This window comes from Mycobacterium shimoidei (assembly GCF_900417275.1).
GTDB classification, from domain to species: Bacteria; Actinomycetota; Actinomycetes; order Mycobacteriales; family Mycobacteriaceae; genus Mycobacterium; species Mycobacterium shimoidei.
This window is the reverse complement of the sequence record NZ_UEGW01000001.1, coordinates 1148018-1163379: the sequence shown is the minus strand read 5'-3', so window position 1 is coordinate 1163379 and position 15362 is coordinate 1148018. Positions and strand designations below refer to the sequence as shown.

At 64.6% G+C, this 15362-nt stretch carries 15 protein-coding genes; 7 read left to right on the top strand and 8 right to left on the bottom strand.

The window, feature by feature from the left end:
- Nucleotides 1-43 precede the first annotated feature (43 nt).
- From mycP to MSP7336_RS05625, 6 genes are all read left to right on the top strand, one after another.
- Complete coding sequence (gene mycP / locus MSP7336_RS05650) at nt 44-1393, top strand: type VII secretion-associated serine protease mycosin (protein WP_181786574.1); 1350 nt, start codon at nt 44-46, stop codon at nt 1391-1393.
- The gene (gene eccE, locus MSP7336_RS05645; RefSeq protein ID WP_113963243.1) at nt 1390-2778 is read left to right on the top strand and encodes a type VII secretion protein EccE; all 1389 of its coding nucleotides are present in this window, start codon (nt 1390-1392) and stop codon (nt 2776-2778) included. The genes mycP and eccE overlap by 4 nt, the downstream gene beginning before the upstream one ends.
- Nucleotides 2779-4356 (top strand): PPE domain-containing protein, encoded by a 1578-nt coding sequence (locus tag MSP7336_RS24440; RefSeq protein WP_069394039.1) that lies wholly within the window; start codon nt 2779-2781, stop codon nt 4354-4356.
- A gap of 8 nt (nt 4357-4364) precedes the next feature.
- Entirely contained in the window at nt 4365-4694 is a 330-nt protein-coding gene (locus tag MSP7336_RS05635) for a YbaB/EbfC family nucleoid-associated protein (RefSeq protein ID WP_069394040.1), read from the top strand.
- Nucleotide 4695: 1 nt separating this feature from the next.
- On the top strand, nt 4696-6420 hold the full coding sequence (locus MSP7336_RS05630) for an alpha/beta hydrolase (RefSeq protein ID WP_113963242.1): 1725 nt from the start codon (nt 4696-4698) through the stop codon (nt 6418-6420).
- 88 nt (nt 6421-6508) lie between these two features.
- Nucleotides 6509-6949: a hypothetical protein gene (locus tag MSP7336_RS05625; protein ID WP_084226255.1), complete on the top strand. Its 441-nt coding sequence runs from the start codon at nt 6509-6511 to the stop codon at nt 6947-6949.
- A 23-nt stretch (nt 6950-6972) separates the two neighbouring features.
- Here the strand turns inward: MSP7336_RS05625 and MSP7336_RS05620 are convergent, their stop codons facing one another.
- Nucleotides 6973-8226, bottom strand: coding sequence for a hypothetical protein (locus tag MSP7336_RS05620; RefSeq protein ID WP_220178591.1), 1254 nt, complete (start codon nt 8224-8226; stop codon nt 6973-6975).
- Nucleotides 8227-8925: 699 nt separating this feature from the next.
- Between MSP7336_RS05620 and MSP7336_RS05610 the strand changes: the two genes are divergently transcribed.
- Complete coding sequence (locus MSP7336_RS05610; protein ID WP_113963239.1) at nt 8926-9240, top strand: hypothetical protein; 315 nt, start codon at nt 8926-8928, stop codon at nt 9238-9240.
- Nucleotides 9241-9366: 126 nt separating this feature from the next.
- Here the strand turns inward: MSP7336_RS05610 and MSP7336_RS05605 are convergent, their stop codons facing one another.
- The 7 genes from MSP7336_RS05605 to MSP7336_RS05575 all read right to left on the bottom strand — a co-directional run bounded on the left by MSP7336_RS05605 (nt 9367) and on the right by MSP7336_RS05575 (nt 15325).
- A complete protein-coding gene (locus MSP7336_RS05605; protein ID WP_181786569.1) occupies nt 9367-10344 on the bottom strand; it encodes a hypothetical protein in 978 nt (325 codons plus the stop codon).
- Between the two features lie 475 nt (nt 10345-10819).
- Complete coding sequence (locus MSP7336_RS05600) at nt 10820-11449, bottom strand: hypothetical protein (RefSeq protein WP_113963237.1); 630 nt, start codon at nt 11447-11449, stop codon at nt 10820-10822.
- The gene (locus MSP7336_RS05595; RefSeq protein WP_069394044.1) at nt 11446-11628 is read right to left on the bottom strand and encodes a hypothetical protein; all 183 of its coding nucleotides are present in this window, start codon (nt 11626-11628) and stop codon (nt 11446-11448) included. Before MSP7336_RS05595 ends, MSP7336_RS05600 begins: the two co-directional genes overlap by 4 nt.
- Nucleotides 11629-11709: 81 nt before the next feature.
- Entirely contained in the window at nt 11710-13239 is a 1530-nt protein-coding gene (gene eccD, locus MSP7336_RS05590; RefSeq protein ID WP_113963236.1) for a type VII secretion integral membrane protein EccD, read from the bottom strand.
- Nucleotides 13236-14612 (bottom strand): MinD/ParA family ATP-binding protein, encoded by a 1377-nt coding sequence (locus MSP7336_RS05585; RefSeq protein WP_069394045.1) that lies wholly within the window; start codon nt 14610-14612, stop codon nt 13236-13238. Before MSP7336_RS05585 ends, eccD begins: the two co-directional genes overlap by 4 nt.
- A gap of 90 nt (nt 14613-14702) precedes the next feature.
- On the bottom strand, nt 14703-14990 hold the full coding sequence (locus MSP7336_RS05580; protein ID WP_069394046.1) for a WXG100 family type VII secretion target: 288 nt from the start codon (nt 14988-14990) through the stop codon (nt 14703-14705).
- Between the two features lie 32 nt (nt 14991-15022).
- Nucleotides 15023-15325 carry a WXG100 family type VII secretion target gene (locus tag MSP7336_RS05575; protein WP_069394047.1) on the bottom strand — a complete coding sequence of 101 codons (303 nt, stop codon included), beginning with the start codon at nt 15323-15325 and terminating at the stop codon, nt 15023-15025.
- Nucleotides 15326-15362: the final 37 nt, after the last annotated feature.

Sequence of the window (15362 nt, the reverse complement as noted above, 5' to 3'; positions counted from 1 at the left end):
GGCGCGTGTTTTGTGGTGGGCGCGCGGACGAGAGGAGCGGTCGATGGTGCGCCGTTTCGCCGTTTTGCTGGCGACGGTCGCGTTGGCGATCTTGAGCGCGCCTCCCGCTTCGGCGATCGCCCCTCCCGCGATCGACCCGGCCGCCATGCCGCCCGATGAAACCGGGCCCGACCAGCCTATGGAGCAGCGTCGCGTCTGCGCGGCGCCGACGTCGTTCCCGGATGCGAAGTTCGCCGATCCGTCCTGGGCCGCCAGCTACCTACACATCACTGACGCCCAGAAGTTTGCCACCGGCGCCGGCGTCACCGTCGCGGTGATCGATACCGGCGTCAACGCCTCGCCGCGGGTGCCCGCCGAGCCTGGCGGAGATTTCGTCGACAAGGGCGGCGACGGGCTATCAGACTGCGATGCGCACGGCACCTTGACCGCGTCGATCATCGCCGGGCGGCCGGCGCCCACCGATGCCTTCGTCGGGGTCGCACCCGAGGCCCGGCTGCTCTCGTTGCGGCAGACCTCCGAGGCGTTTCAGCCGGTGGGCGCGCGGGTCGACCCCAACGACCCGAACTCCACCCAAACCGCGGGATCCATCCGCAGCCTGGCGCGCGCGATCGTGCACGCTGCGAACCTGGGCGCGGGCGTCATCAATGTCAGCGAAGCGGCCTGCGTGAAGGTCACTCGGCCCGTCGATGAATCGACGCTGGGTGCCGCCGTCAACTACGCCGTCAACGTCAAGAACGCAGTGGTCGTCGTAGCCGCCGGCAACACCGGTCAAGAGTGCACGCAGAATCCGCCGCCCGACCCGTCGGTGCCCAACGACCCGCGCGGTTGGAAACAGGTTCAGACAATCGTGACCCCGGCGTGGTACGACCCGCTGGTCCTGACGGTCGGAAGCTTCGGCGAGGACGCCGCGCCGAGCAACTTCTCCATGCACGGGCCGTGGCTGGGTGCCGTCGCACCGGGCGACAACATCATCGCGCTGGGCTACGACGGCAACCCGGTCAACGCGCTGCAGGGCCAAGACGGCCCGATCCCCATCGCCGGCACGTCGTTTTCCGCGGCGTACGTCTCCGGGGTGGCGGCGTTGGTGCGGCAACGGTTCCCTGATCTGACGCCGGCACAGGTCATCAACCGGCTCACTGCCACCGCCCGGCATCCCGGGGGAGGTGTGGACAACGTCGTCGGCGCGGGCGTGATCGACCCGGTTGCCGCCCTGACGTGGGAGCTTCCGGCCGGTGCGAAGACCGCCCCCTACAACGTCAAGCAGATGCCCCCGCCGGCCTACGTCCCGCCGCCCGATCGCGGGCCGATCACCATCGTGGTCATCGGCGGTGTCGCCCTGGGGCTTCTGCTGGGTGTGGGTGTGCTCAGCCGACGGGCGCTGAGGCGTCGATGAGCAACGTCGTCGCGGTGCGATTCACCACCGGCCATTCCATAGTGGCGGCGGCGCTGGCCCCGGCGTGCGTGGCGTTGTTCGCGGGGCTGGGTTATCTGTGGCTCGGTATCACGCTGGCGGTGCTGGTGGTGCTCGCGGCCCTGATCGCGGTGCGCGGGCGACGACTGACGGGCTGGATCGCGGCGCTGAACTCCTGGCGGCGACGGCGCCGCAGCGCACCAGAGCCGCCGTCGGAGCCCGCCGTGGGTGCCACGGTGATGCCGGGAGATCACGTCGCGGTGCGCTGGCAGGGCGAGCATTTGGTTTCGCTGATCGAGCTGGTTCCGCGGCCGTTCACACCGACGGTCATCGTCAACGGCGAGGCGCACACCGACGATGTGGTGGACACCGAGTTAGTGGAGCAGCTGCTTGCGGCGCATTGCCCCGATCTGGCGGCCGACGTGGTATCGGCCGGGTATCGCGTCGGCAAGACCGCGCCGGCGAACCTGGTCGGTCTCTACCAGCAGGTGATCGGACCGTATCCGGCGCCGGCTAACCGCCGCACCTGGATCGTGCTGCGGGCCGACCCGGAGAAGGCGCGCAAGTCGGCGCACCGGCGGGCCGCCGGAGTGGAGGGCCTGGCCCGGTATCTCGTCGCGTCGACGACGCGCATCGCCGACCAACTGGCGAGCAACGGCATCGACGCCCGATGTGCCCGCACTTTCACCAGTTTCGACCGGGCCACCGAGATCAGCTTCGAACGTGAGACGTGGTCACTGATCAAGGGCCGCAGCGCATTCACCGCTGCCTATACCGCGCCCGGCGGTCCGGACATTTGGTGGTCGGCGCGCGCCGACCACACCATCACCCGGGTTCGGCTGGCGCCCGGCATGGCACCGCAGTCGACGGTGCTGCTGACCACGCTCAGCCATCCGAAAACACCGCGTGGGTTTTCGTGTCTGTTCGGCGGCCAGCGAGCCGCATTGGAGGGCGAAGCACCGGTCAGCGACCGGCATTACCAGTTGCCGATCGGATCAGCTGGTGTGCTGATCGGTGAGACAACCGAGCGCTACCCGGTGTACATGCCGTTCGACGACATCGACGTGAGCGTGAATCTCGGTGATGCCCGGCTGTTTACCCAATTCGTGGTGCGTTCGGCAGCCGCCGGGGCGGTCGTTACGCTGGAACCCCGATTTCAGGAGTTCGCCGCATACGTCAACGGCCACATCGGATCGGTGAACAAGGTCGTTTGGCCCAACGCCACGACGTACCTGGGTCCGCGTCCTGGGGCCAGCCGAATCATCCTGCGGCACAACTTCATTGACACGCCACGACACCGGCAGTTGCCGATCCGGTTGATCAACCCCCGCGAAGAAAGCCGTTTCCAGTCGGCATTGGAGAAGTAGATGGGCGAAGAACTCAGGGTCGACACCAACGATCTTCGGGCCAAGGCCGACGAAATCAACGGCATCCACTGGGCTACTCCGGGGGAGGAGCCGCCGATCACCCCAGCATCCGCGCTGACGACGTCGATCGACGCCGCTGCCAACCTCGCCAACGCCGCGCGATCCATTTGGGAATACCAGAACTGGGGCGCTACCGAAGGCAAGCGGCTGGCAGAGTCGCTGTACCACGTCGCGAAGGCATATGACGAAGTCGACCTGCGCGCGATGAGTGAAATCAACGCCGGAAAGCCGATTTCCAATGGTCCCGTCAAGCCCGACGACTGCTCCATTCCACCGGCTTCACACCCCAGCGCACCGGGAGTGCCCGGTAGACCCGGCCATGGACAAGGTGACCCCGAAGAGGTTGAGAATGCCCTCAAGGACGGTGATCAGGGCGCCTCGCTGCGGGCGGCTGCAAACTTCTGGCGCACGACCGGTAACAACCTCCAGACGGCCGCAGAGCCATTCCAGGTGAGGATTCAGAACTGGGAAGGCGTGGCCGCGGAGGCGGCCTACGGTCGTTTCAACGATTTCGGCGGGTGGCTGCACAGCCTGGCGGGCACCTGGCAGCAGCTTGCCGCCGAGGGAGACAGAGTCGCCGACGCACACGAGAAAGCCCGCGCCGACCACACCCCCATTTACGACCAGTGGATGGCGCTGAAAAAGCAGTATGAGGCCGCGGAGGACGGCGACAAGCCGGCCATCCTGGAGGGCCTTTTCAAGCTACAGGCGGCGTCCGAGCAAGTCCGCGCCGCATACGCGTCAGCTGCCGCCATCGATCGGGTGCAACCGCCCGAACCCCGCGATGGTGCCGGCCCGTCGATCCCGGTTTCGACCAACGGCGACCCACGCCGACCCGCGGTGCCGGCCGGCGAGGAAGGCACCGAGGCCGAAACCTCGCAGCCGGGAACAGGAGTCGGCGGCGGGCAGCCCGGCGGGGGCGGTGGCGCCGCCTCGCAAGGCGGTGCGCCGTCGTCGATGGCCGCGCCGGTCGGCCAATCGGTCGCGCCGCAGCAGACTGCAGCCGGTGCGAAGCCGGCCGGCGCGGGCGTACCGGCCGGCGGTGGCGCACCCACTGCCGGTGCCGGCGCCGGAAAGGGCGGCGGCATACCCGCCGGCGGATTGCCGGGCGGTATGCCGGCCGCGGCCAAGGCCGCGCCGAACTTGCCCAAGGGGCCCAACCTCAAACCCGCCGGAACAAAAGGAGGCGGCGCCGGTGGCGGCGGAGGTGGTGGCGGCGGTGGACCGCGCCCACTGCAACCCGCAGTCGCCGGTACCGCGGTGGCGCCGTCACATGGAGCGGCGGAACATGCAGCGGAGGCCGCGGCCAAGGCCGCCCCGGGTGGTGCGATGGGTGGTGCCATGGGCGGCGTTCCGATGGCCGGCCACGGCGCTCACGGTCAGGGCGGCAAGGAAAAGCGGCGCTCTCCAGGACTTAGCCCCGACGAGGAGCTGTACAAGGAAGATCGCGAGTGGACCGAGGGCGTCATCGGGGCGCGCCGCCGCAAAGAGGCGCCGGATGCCAAGGAGTCGAAGTGAGCGCAGACATGCATCCGGAAGTGGCAGCGGTGCTTGAGCAGGCGCAGCGGTTGCAGGCAGTTCTTGACGAGCAGCTGCACAAGATGAAATCTGAAAGGTTCACCGCGACAGACGAATCCGAGTCCGTCGAGGTCACTCTGAATGGACACCATTGGCTTACTGACGTCGTCATAGCCGACGGGCTGCTGCGTCAGGGCGCGGACACCGTCGAGCAGCGGCTCAACGAGGCGCTGCAAAACGCGACGGCTGCCGCCACTGCCTCGATCGAAGCCGACCGCGAACGGCTCGAAGCGACGATCGCCGACATAACCGGTGAAGCTGGTTCGGAGTTGGCCTGACATGGGAGCGATTGACGCCTTCATGTCGACGTGGTCGAATGCACGCTCGACGCTGGGGGAGGGCACTCCGCAGGACGGTACGCAGTTCGATCGCAGTACTCAGTTGCGGCAGGCTCAAAGCGGTGTGGAGTCGGCAACGCCGGGGTCTAGGTGGACTGGCACAGCGGCTGATTCGTATGCCGAGACCAACAGCAAGCAGGCTCGGGTGCTAGGGCAGATGGCCGGGCTGGATCAGCGCCTGGGCGCCGAAGTCGACCGCTCGGCTGCGGTGGTGACTGCGGGTCGGCAGAACTTGGATCAGGTCAGGCAGTGGGTGCTGGACGCGGCCTCGACCGTGCCGCCGGGTGCGGATCGCGAACAGGCGTTAATGCCGATCGCCCGCAAGGGGATTGGTGACGTTGTGGATGTCGTCCGGCAGACCAACAGCGACCTCAACGCTATCGGTGGGCGTATCCAGACGATTGGCAACGAGTACAGGGTGCTAGGTGGCCCAAAGCAGAACGGGCCGGGTGATCAGGATCCGGACGGAAAGGATCGCAAGCGAGAACCCCGGATCCCCGACAGCAAGGACCCCAATGAGGTTAAACGGTGGTGGGATTCGCTGAGCAAGGCTCAGCAGGATCAGCTACTCCGCGATCATCCCGACAAATTAGGGAACCTCAACGGCGTTCCGGTCGTAGCGCGCAGCACCGCGAACAAGACGGTGATGCAGGCGGACATCGACCGAGTCACCAATGCGGCTGCCCAACATAATGTCAGCGTCGATGAAGTCAAGGCGCATCCGCAAGACTATGGACTGACGCCGACCGATATCACGCGATATACCAACGCAACTAAGGTCAAGGAGGGGCTGGAGAAGAACAGCGCGAGGACCGGTGCTCCGACGTTCCTCCAAGTGTACGAACCGGAGAAGTTCAACGGACAGGGCCGCGCAGCCATTGCCATTGGCAATCCTGACGTCTCCGCCAACACTGTCGTCGTAGTACCAGGGACTAGTCACAGCGTGACGGAGGGCTGGCTCAGCAGCAATGATGCCGCCAACGTCTATAACGAAACCAAGAGTGCCGATCTCGGCAGCAGCAGATCCGTCGTCGCATGGATGGGCTATGACGCGCCCGATAGCTTGGGCGATCTCCGAGTCGCACAGACCAGCCTGGCGCATGAGGGCGGGACCCTGCTGGCGTCAGACGTCAACGCCCTTAACGCCACCCATGTAGGCGCGTCACACGTCACCGTTATTGGACATTCTTATGGGTCAACGACGGTAGCCGATGCGGCAGCCGGATACGGCATGCACGCTAATGACGTGGTTCTGATTGGCTCCCCGGGAACCGACCTGGCGCGCAGTGCTGCCGACTTCCATTTACCCGAGGGCGGCCACGTGTTTGTGGGTGCGGCGTCGACCGACCCAATCGCCGGGATCAGCGCCGGCCTCAACGAACATGTGCCAGGAACTGGGATTACCGTAGGCCTTGGCGTCGACCCGGCGGGCGACAACTTTGGGTCGACACGGTTTAAAGCCGAAGTAGCGGGAACAGCGCCGTGGAAGGATCACAGCCACTATTTCGACCCCGGCAGCGAATCCCTCTACAGCATCGCCGATATTGCCTCCAGCCACGGCGATGCTCTGCAACGCCACGGCATGACGGCTCCGCATCGCTATCCAGCCGGTCTTCCCTGGGATCCCGAGCTAACCCGGCCGGGCACGACCGGTCACTACCACTAGAAAGAATTCCGGCTTGGACGTACGAATTCGCAACATTCGGGCACTACTAGGCGCTGGCGCGGTAATTCTCGTCGCAGGATGTGGAGCTATGAACCCTTTGCATGAAAACGTGTCGAATCCGATGACACCCGAGCAGTCGAAGGCTCAAGTTGTCGATGCCGCGCGAGAGATAGTTAATGCCTTGGGTCTTCACGTCGTCGAAGCATTTTTTTGGCGCTCATCCTGCAACGACCAAGGCGATCCACCTTTCCGTGGGGAAATGAGAATTGCCTATCCACGAGCCGCAAGCTTCGAGGAATCTGACACCCAGATTGCCAAGATGACGCAGAGCCTCCAGAGTGCCGGCTGGACAGGCGATCCTGGCTTTCACAGCCATGGCACGGTCCTCAAAAAGGACAACGTGGTCGCTGTGCTCGATTCTCAAGACGTCAGTTTGCCTCACCGGGACATCCGACTCTACGGTGAGTGCCGTGACGTGACCACCACGAAGAACACAAAGGGATCGCCCGAACCCATCGTCTTCAGTTAAAGGCCTCGTCCGTCCTGAAGGTTTTATCGCTGACTTGCGCCGACCAGCGCACTGTTGAGCAGACTCGTGATGTGCTGCCAGTACAGCCAATTCGCCACAGCGTCGCGTTGTTCGACGGCGTGCACAGCGGTGTGCGCGGCGTGCAGGGCCAGCCCTTGGCAGTGGTTGGAGTAAGCCGCGAATGCTTGCAAGTGCGCCACGCCGCGGTCGGTGTCGCTGCTCATCAAGTGCTTCATCACTTCCCACCACAGCGTGCTGCGCTGATCGGCCGGCGGCGAGGCGTCCACCGGCGCCGGAGGCAACATGTCGACCAGACTCAGGTCGCTGATGCCGGCCAGCTGAGCCGCCGCGTCGGGAGCGACGACGTCCAGGCGAGAGCGGCCTTGCATCTTGCCGCTGGCGGGGATGTCTTCTTCTACCAGAATGTGTTTCGGCGCACCGGGATCAATACCCTCGAAATGCTCCTCCTTGCCAATGACAATCCGCAGCGTGGTGTCGTGATGCACCGCCCAATCTTGCAGGGCCAGATGTGGATACGTTGCCCACCGCGCCCGCTGCTCGACAGGAACGCTGTCGTCGGCCGACGCCATGGTCACTTGAGTGGGCAGCGTGACCGCCTCGGGGATGTAGCCCAACCCGTAGCTGTTGGCCACCACAATGCGCCCATCTGCGGTCACTGCGGTCATCCAGAAGAACCGGAAGTCGGCCGGGTTGGCCATATCGGCGGCATTAAGCGCAGCGGCGATGCGGTAGGCCACCCGCAATTGGTCGGTGGCGCTTTGCCGGTTGGTGGCGTCGGCTACCACATCCTTATGCGCCCGGGCCGCCGAGACCGGGATCGGCGCCGGCGCGACATCGGACTGCGACGAGCCACCTGACCCGCCACCACCGCTCCCGCTAGTGCTATTGGTGGAGGCCGGATGCACACCCGGCCCGCCTGGACCGCCCTGAGTGGCACTGCCCGGTGCTCCCTGTCCACCCCCGCCCGGCGGCTGCACCGGCCCGGCCGGCGGCGGGGTGGGCGGTGGCAGCAATGGCATCGGTGAGGCGGTGCCGCCTGAACCCGACATCACTGGGGAGGCGGCCATTCCGCCGCCACCGAGACCGGTGCCGACTCCACCGCCACCGCCTTGGCCGCCGCCGCCACCGCTATGGGTGACATTAGAGACGTGCGCGGCAGGCGTTTCCGGAACCGCCGGGCCGTGGGCCGCTGCCGGTGCCATCATTGCCGACTCCGCTGCCGCGAGCGGCACCGCCGATGCGGCAGCTGCACCCAACGGCGCAGCACCTAACGGCGCCCGGCCGAGGGCTTGCCCAGCGGCAGCCTGCGCCGCTGAGGACTCAGGTCGGTCCAGTCGTTCTTGTCCAGGTCCCTGCCCCTGGCCGAATCCACTTAGGCCGGCCATTGCCGATGGCGCAGAGGAACTGCCATGAGAAGGTGCACTCCCCATACCTATGGACGGCGTCGGTCCAGCTGACGACGGTGGAGCTCCAGCACTACCACTGGCGATCTGGCCTGGCTCGCTCCGCAGAGTTACTGGTGGCGGAGTTGAAGATTTGGCGCTGGCGGGTGGCGGTGGCGTGTATGCCGCTGGAGCGGTACCCCCAGCGCTAGCCCGAGTTGAGGCAGAATTGCCTGACAGTGCTGGGTCTGGCCGTGGCGGCGGAGGTGGTACATATGCATCCGGCCCGGATCCTCCAGCGGCAGCTCTAGTTGACCCGGAGTTACCCGGTGGTGCTGGGCTCGGCCTCGCTGAATTGGGAGACGCGTACACATCGGGCGCGGAGCCCGCAGCGCCGGGTCTGCCGTTCCCGTTCGGAGCTATAGCCGACAGAGGCGGCTTAGCCCCCGCTGAATCCTGCTGCGGTGGCATTTTTTGATTCAGAATATTCTTGAGGGCGGCGTAGGGTGGTTTCCAGCTGGCGGCAGCCGGCACATTTGCTGCTGCCGAGTTCACGTCGCCAACGTTCTCGCTATGAACTTGGCTGACCAACGACGCAATTGCATCAGCACGGTCGTCAGCATCGCTATTGGAGTCGCTTTCCAGTTCAATAATCTGCTGTTGAGCTTGCTGAACCCGGTCGACAATCGTCGCTTTGATCTGCGCAACGCTACTAGCGACACGGTCATACCAGGTGATCGCACTGACAAGACTATTTTGCATTCCTGTCAACTCATGAATAATTTTGTCGACCTCACCGTTAGCTGCGTTAGCAGCGCCGCCCGACCAAATGCCTCCGCTGAAGATCTCGGCCTGCTCATGCTCCCATCCCTCAAGCGCGTTAGTTAGCTGGCGCAATGTGCTCTTGAAAGCATCGGCGCGGCTGTACAAGCTGTCCTCGTCGACCTCCGGCCAACCGCCCGGGTTAAGCATTTGTTCGGCGTACTGTCCCGTTGGTTTTGGCTTACCCATCGGTTACCTCTCAACCGCGGCACAGGCTGAATTGATTATGTGTCCAGCAAAGGCAGAAACGTTAGCTAACTGGTTATCAGCCGGAGTATAGCTTGGTATTGATTGAACAAATGCCCGGCGGTACTGCGCGGCAAGGGTAGCGAAATCCTGCCAAGTCGAATTACCGCTTTGCTGGCCTAGCGTTTCGATTTTCTGCGCGAATTTGCTCATCACTTGCGCCGCGTCGTCATTTACTTTCTTCTGTTCTGGACCCCATTCAGCAGCTGGGACATTCGGGTCCGTGGCGCGCCAGTCGGCTGTATCCGCGTCCAACTGATCCAGCGCCATCTTCCACGGGCCACAGGTCGGATTGTCCTTGGTGAGGAATTGCGTGGGACTTGCTGGATCGCCAGGTGGTGTGACCTTAGATGGTGGTGCCGCCGGCTCGATGAACGGCGCACGCGCCTCAGCTGAATGGTCAGCGACTGCGGCACAAATCGCTCCGATCGTGCTCGACGCACTGTTTGCGACGCGGGCCAAGTGGTCGTCGTTGGCAGTGTAGTTGGGGATGCGATCGGCGTAGGCGCGCGCGTAGGCGATGAACTGTTCGTAGAGTTCACGCATCACCCGATGTGGCGTGGTTTTGGCCAGCGCCACGGATTGGTCAGCGGCGGTACGCATCGCCTGTGCCGCAGCTTGGTACTGCGAGTGTTGCTCAGGAGTCCAGCTGGTGGCGGGAACTGACGGATCCCGATTTTCCCAACCGTTGCTCTGCCCAGCGGAGAGGTTCGTGCCGATGGGCGTCCATGCTGCACAGGTGGAATCACTCGTGATAAGTGCGGCGGGTCCTTTATCCGCGCCACTGGCTATTCCCAAAGCCAAACCAGACGTCGGTGTAGCCGGATCGTGTGAGCCACCGTCGGAATTGGACCGCAGAACCACAACCGTGACTGCAACCGCCATCGCAATAACAGCGACGAGTGCTACTACACCAATTATCACCCACTTCAAGCTGCCGCCCTTTTTCGGCGGACCAGCGGGTGGATACCACGGCTGCTGTTGTCCCTGTGGCGGCCCATACGGCTGGCCTTGCGGTGGCGGGCCGAATCCAGGTTGCCCGGGCCCGGGTGCACCTGGTCCTGCACCCCATGGATTCTGCGGCGGCGGGGAAGTCATGCACTCACCTCGGTGTCACCCAACGCAATTCGACCCTTCTCACGGATCCGCACATTAGCCGCCGCATCGTCAACGCAGCTTCCCTTCAGCTTAAGTTATCGGCCGCCATGCTCGACGCGGCAATTTGTCGGTCCGACCAGCGCGGTTCCGCTCTAAAATCAGCATCAGCACCTCGAATCTGGTGTTCGGCCGCGCTGCAATATCAGTAGAAACCTCCGATGCAGCGATCCACGATTTTTCCAAATCGATCGGATACGCACAATTCGTGAAACTCAAGCGCAATGAATTGACACCAGCACGACTAGAGCTCAACGTCGGTCGGTGGCTGCCCGGGGCGACTGGGCGCCTGCGGTGTGATCGGAACGCCGGGGCCGGCAGACTGACCACCAGCAGCACCCCCTCCGAGAGAATCCGGATTCGGAGCTAGCGGCTGCCGCTGCGGGCCAGCGGCTTGCTGCCTCGGTTCGCTTGCCTCGCTGGGCTTTTCTTCGGACCTATCCTGCTTCGCCTCCGGACTTCCCGGTTGCGGCATATCGCTTGGCTGATTCGCGTTGACGCCCTGCTGCCCAAGCTGGCCGGCGGAACCCATCCGGCCCGCCATGCCCATCATGCCCATCATGCTTTGCGGCACCACGCCCAGCATTCCCGCCATCTGCATCGGCATCTGTGCCGCTTGCTGGGCCATTTGCATCGGCATCTGCGCCAGCTGGCCCAGTTGCCCCATCTGGCCCATCATCCCGCTCATCGGGTTGCTCCCCGGCGCCCCAGCCGTTCCCGGTGCACCGCCAGTCTGGCCCTGGCCGCTGCGGTCAAACTGTTGCTGATTGAATTTCTGCCCGAGGTTTTGATCGGTGTCGCGATAGCGACTAGCCGCTTCACCGAACTTGGCGGCCGTCTGCAGCGCCGCCTGCTTGACCCTATCCAGCGTCATGGTCCGACTATCGGCTCTTCCACTTTGGGAATCTGCGCGGCGATCGCGGACGACAGCGCATCACTTCCCGACACAGAGAAGCCTGCTGGAGCGGACGGGATGTTGTTGGCGTGTTCGCTCAGCCGCGCCCCTGCTTCCTCCAACTTGTCGTGATCGACTTTCAGCGTCTCATGCGTCATCGGTGACCCTCCCGCGCTGCGCCTTTGCCAACGAAATCATAAACGGCACCTGCCCTATCAACCTGCACCAATTCCTCGCCGCTACAGCCGGATATTGCGAATCATGTCGTACACGCTGGCGATCCACAGCAGCAGCGGAATCACCGCAGCGATGGCCGCGCCGTCGATAAGTTCCAGAATCCGCTTGGTCACCGGCGACACCCGACCGATTCCACTAGTTGCGCCAACCAATATCACCGCGACGATGGCCAACGCGAGGTAGATGCTCAACGGCACCCAAGCGGCGTGCGGATACCACAGACTCACCTTGGTCACCACGCCAGTCGGGATGGCTACAGCCGCAGCCAATAGCGCCCAGGCACACCAGGGTTCGGCATACAGCCGAGACCGGAATCCGCACACCAACGTCACGAGTACGGCCACGATCAGGCTATGCACAAAGAAGTGGCCGCGTACCACCACCGCGATCGCGCCGGCCGCCAGGACCAGGGTGCCGGCCGCGACGAACCCGATCAGCAGCTGTTTGGTCAAGCGGCTGCGCTCGGTCAGCCGCGCCGCCGATTCGGGCACTGAGGCCATAATCGCTTGCCACGTGGAGGATTCCTCGTCCACGGAGTCGGGTGTCTCGACCGCATCCAGCAACTCTTCGTTGCCGACGTTCTCGCCGGGCGCCGGAATCGGCGGCAACGCAATCCGCGCGACCGCCACCGTCAGCTTGGCCGCATTGGTCACCACAAACAACCCGAAAAGGATGGCCCCGGGTGGTACCCAGTGCTGCCCACCATAGCCATAGGCGATGGCGGCGCCGGCTACCGCGATCGCCGTAACCGTCGCAAACGCGGCCAACTCAGCACGCTTGCGCGGACCGCCGCGTGTAGCCAGGGTCAACAGCAGCACAGCCATCGCGCCCGCAGCCAATTGCGGTGCGCCCAGCGAGTCGACGCCACGCGGTAAGGGAATCGCCAACGCCACAGCGCCGGCGATGATCGGAAAAGCCGATAGCAGAAGGCTTTCCGCCATATTCAAGTTGCCGTACCGGCTCCGCGCGAACAGGCTGCCCACCAATAAACCGATGCCCAGTGTCCCCAGCGCCGGCGCCCACCACAGCGGATGTCCCGTGTTGGACCACGCCAAGAGCGCGAGCACGGTGATCGCCACCGCGCCCAGCGGAATCGCGGTAACGACAAAGCGATTCAGCGCCGAGCGATCGAATTCCGGCGACTCATCGAGCACCGCGATCGCATCGATGACATCCTCAACCAGCGGTCGATATCGCTCGGTGCGACTAACCGACACCAGGGTAAGCAAGGCGCCGTCGACCACACCCGCATCGTCGAGCGATTGGTCAAGTTTCAACGGCGGCCCACCCGGGCGGGCGAAAGCCCAAACACCGGTTGCACCGAAGTCGAAGCCGGCCAGGACGTCGGGCGGAGTGTCTTCGAGCAATTCGGCGAGCACCGCGACGGTTTCATCGATATACGCCTCGATAGGCGTCGCCGAGGGCAACACCAAATCCGTCATTCGCTTACCGGTCAGGATCGTCACCCGGGTGGTGGCCGGCCTGCTGGGTGTAGTGCCCGACGTTGCCGGGGCAGCTGCTGGCGCGCTCAACGCCGCTCAAGCCGATCGAAGTCGTCGGACAGCGCCGCGGCCAACTCAAGGATCCTGCGCTGGAAGGTCGAACCCAGCAGATCGAGCTGGATTTCCGTCCCGGACGCAATGTGCTTGTCCCACGGCAACTCGATCACCCGGCCCGGCTGCAGGTGCCGCTCGAATTGCTGCAGCAAATCCTCGACATCCAGGTTCGGCTTACCCGGCACAACGTGGTTGATGACCACGCATGCCCGGGAGAGCAGATCCTGATATCCGTTCTGGCGCAGCCAATCCATCGCGACCGCGGCCTGCCGCGCACCGTCGATCGACGCGCTTGCGACGATCACGATCCCGGAAACCGTCGACAGCACAGCCTGGCTGGCGGAATCGAAAAGCCCTGTGCCGCAGTCCGCGAGTACCAGGTTGTAGTACCTCGAGACTATTTCGGTCGCGCCCTTCCAGTCCTCATCGTTGAACGCGCGGCGCGCCACGCTGTACTCCTCGGAGGCGAGCACCTCTAAATTCGACGCGTTCATGCTGGTGTGGGCACGAATGTCGTTGTAACGCGACAGCGACTTGTCAGCAAGCAGATCCGCGATGGTGGCCGCTGACTGCCGACCCGCACGATCGGCGAGGTTCCCCGCGCCAGGATCGGCGTCGATAGCCAGAATTCGGTCACCGCGCACCTTGGCCAGCGCTGAGCCCAACGCCACGGTCACGGCGGTCTTACCGACACCGCCTTTCAGACCCAGGATCGCGATCTGATACGAGTCGCGGGCGTTGCGGCGCACTCGCATTTGCAGGTCGAGTTCGTAGAGTTCGTCCGGTGACAAACCCAGGTTCACCCGGGTCAGCAGATAAAGCCAATGCCGCCATCCACGCTGCGACGGCATCTTGACCGGCGACTTGATGCCGACGTGCGACAGCGCGTCGATCGCGCGATGGTTGCCAATCGTCGCGGCGGATGTTTGGGCCGGCTGGCTGGGCTGTGGTGCAGCGACCCGCCATCCTGTATCCGGCTGCGACTCGGCGAAATGCTGGCTCGGCGCCGGTGCGGGTTGCATCTGCGGCGGGGGAGGGGGCGGTGTGCGCGGCTGCTCATAGCTCGCGCCCGCGGCTCCCGTTTGCGGCGCCGCGGCGCCGTTCGAACGCGGGATCGGTATGTCGGTGTGCGAATGCTGCTGTTGCGGCGCGGCCTGAGCCTGCCAAGCCTGTCCCTGGGACGGGCCATTGATCGGCATCGGCGGCGGCGGCGCGTCGGGCGAGGTCGATGGGCTCGTCGGCTTCGGGTTGGGCTGGTACCGCCGCACGGCATCCAGATCCACCTGCGTCGTAGCGTCCCCGGGTTGTTCCTCGGGGGCATTGAAAAGCCGGTCATAGTCGGCCGACATGAGCACCTCTCAAAATCGGTTCAAGGTGACAAAGCACGCGGGGGGCGAAGTCCCCGTGTGGTCGGACTCGCCCCCCGGCGCCCTGCTGTCCTAGGCAAACATACCGGTGACGCCGGCTTCCGTCTGCCCCATTGTCTGGCCGGCCTCGCTGATGGTCTGCGCCAGATTCTGCAGCGCAGCGTTCAGCTCGGCGGCGGTATTGTCCCAGCGCATCTGCACCGCCTGGTAGGCCTCCGAACCGGAACCGCCCCACACCGCTGCCAGCGCGGCAAGAGAACCCTTGCCCTCGTCGAGCAGACCGTGGGTGGTCTGGACGGCGCCTTGGATGTCGCTGGCGCCAGCTTCGATGCCGGCGAAGTTCCACAGCTGTTCGCTCATATTCTTTGCTCCGTTTCTCGTGGGGGTCGTGGTCAGATGTGCATCGCGGACGACAGGTTGCCCGACTGCTCCTCGTCGGTCGAGGTGTAGTGCGCGCCCGCCGTGTGGATGTTCGTCGAGATGTCGTTGAGCTCCATGATCTGCTGGTTGGCAGCTTCCTGGAACCGCATCAGCGCCGTCTGCGCGGCCGTGCCGGCCTGGCCCTGGAACTGGCCGGCGAGCGTGCCCGCCACCGACTCGACGTGTGCGATGACCCCCTTGAGCTCTCCGGAGATCCGTTCGAAGTTGCTGGCCTCCTTGGCGAGGACAGCGGCATCGGTTTGCATCTGTGCCATGCTGAACTGCTTCCTCTCTTCCTGTGTCCTCACCACG

Bases quoted from the DNA above. Each gene is read 5' to 3' on its own strand.
- mycP (WP_181786574.1), top strand. From the start codon at position 44: ATGGTGCGCCGTTTCGCCGTTTTGCTGGCGACGGTCGCGTTGGCGATC.
- eccE (WP_113963243.1), top strand. From the start codon at position 1,390: ATGAGCAACGTCGTCGCGGTGCGATTCACCACCGGCCATTCCATAGTG.
- MSP7336_RS24440 (WP_069394039.1), top strand. From the start codon at position 2,779: ATGGGCGAAGAACTCAGGGTCGACACCAACGATCTTCGGGCCAAGGCC.
- MSP7336_RS05635 (WP_069394040.1), top strand. From the start codon at position 4,365: ATGCATCCGGAAGTGGCAGCGGTGCTTGAGCAGGCGCAGCGGTTGCAG.
- MSP7336_RS05630 (WP_113963242.1), top strand. From the start codon at position 4,696: ATGGGAGCGATTGACGCCTTCATGTCGACGTGGTCGAATGCACGCTCG.
- MSP7336_RS05625 (WP_084226255.1), top strand. From the start codon at position 6,509: ATGAACCCTTTGCATGAAAACGTGTCGAATCCGATGACACCCGAGCAG.
- MSP7336_RS05610 (WP_113963239.1), top strand. From the start codon at position 8,926: ATGAACTTGGCTGACCAACGACGCAATTGCATCAGCACGGTCGTCAGC.
- MSP7336_RS05600 (WP_113963237.1), bottom strand. From the start codon at position 11,449: ATGACGCTGGATAGGGTCAAGCAGGCGGCGCTGCAGACGGCCGCCAAG.
- MSP7336_RS05595 (WP_069394044.1), bottom strand. From the start codon at position 11,628: ATGACGCATGAGACGCTGAAAGTCGATCACGACAAGTTGGAGGAAGCA.
- MSP7336_RS05585 (WP_069394045.1), bottom strand. From the start codon at position 14,612: ATGTCGGCCGACTATGACCGGCTTTTCAATGCCCCCGAGGAACAACCC.
- MSP7336_RS05580 (WP_069394046.1), bottom strand. From the start codon at position 14,990: ATGAGCGAACAGCTGTGGAACTTCGCCGGCATCGAAGCTGGCGCCAGC.
- MSP7336_RS05575 (WP_069394047.1), bottom strand. From the start codon at position 15,325: ATGGCACAGATGCAAACCGATGCCGCTGTCCTCGCCAAGGAGGCCAGC.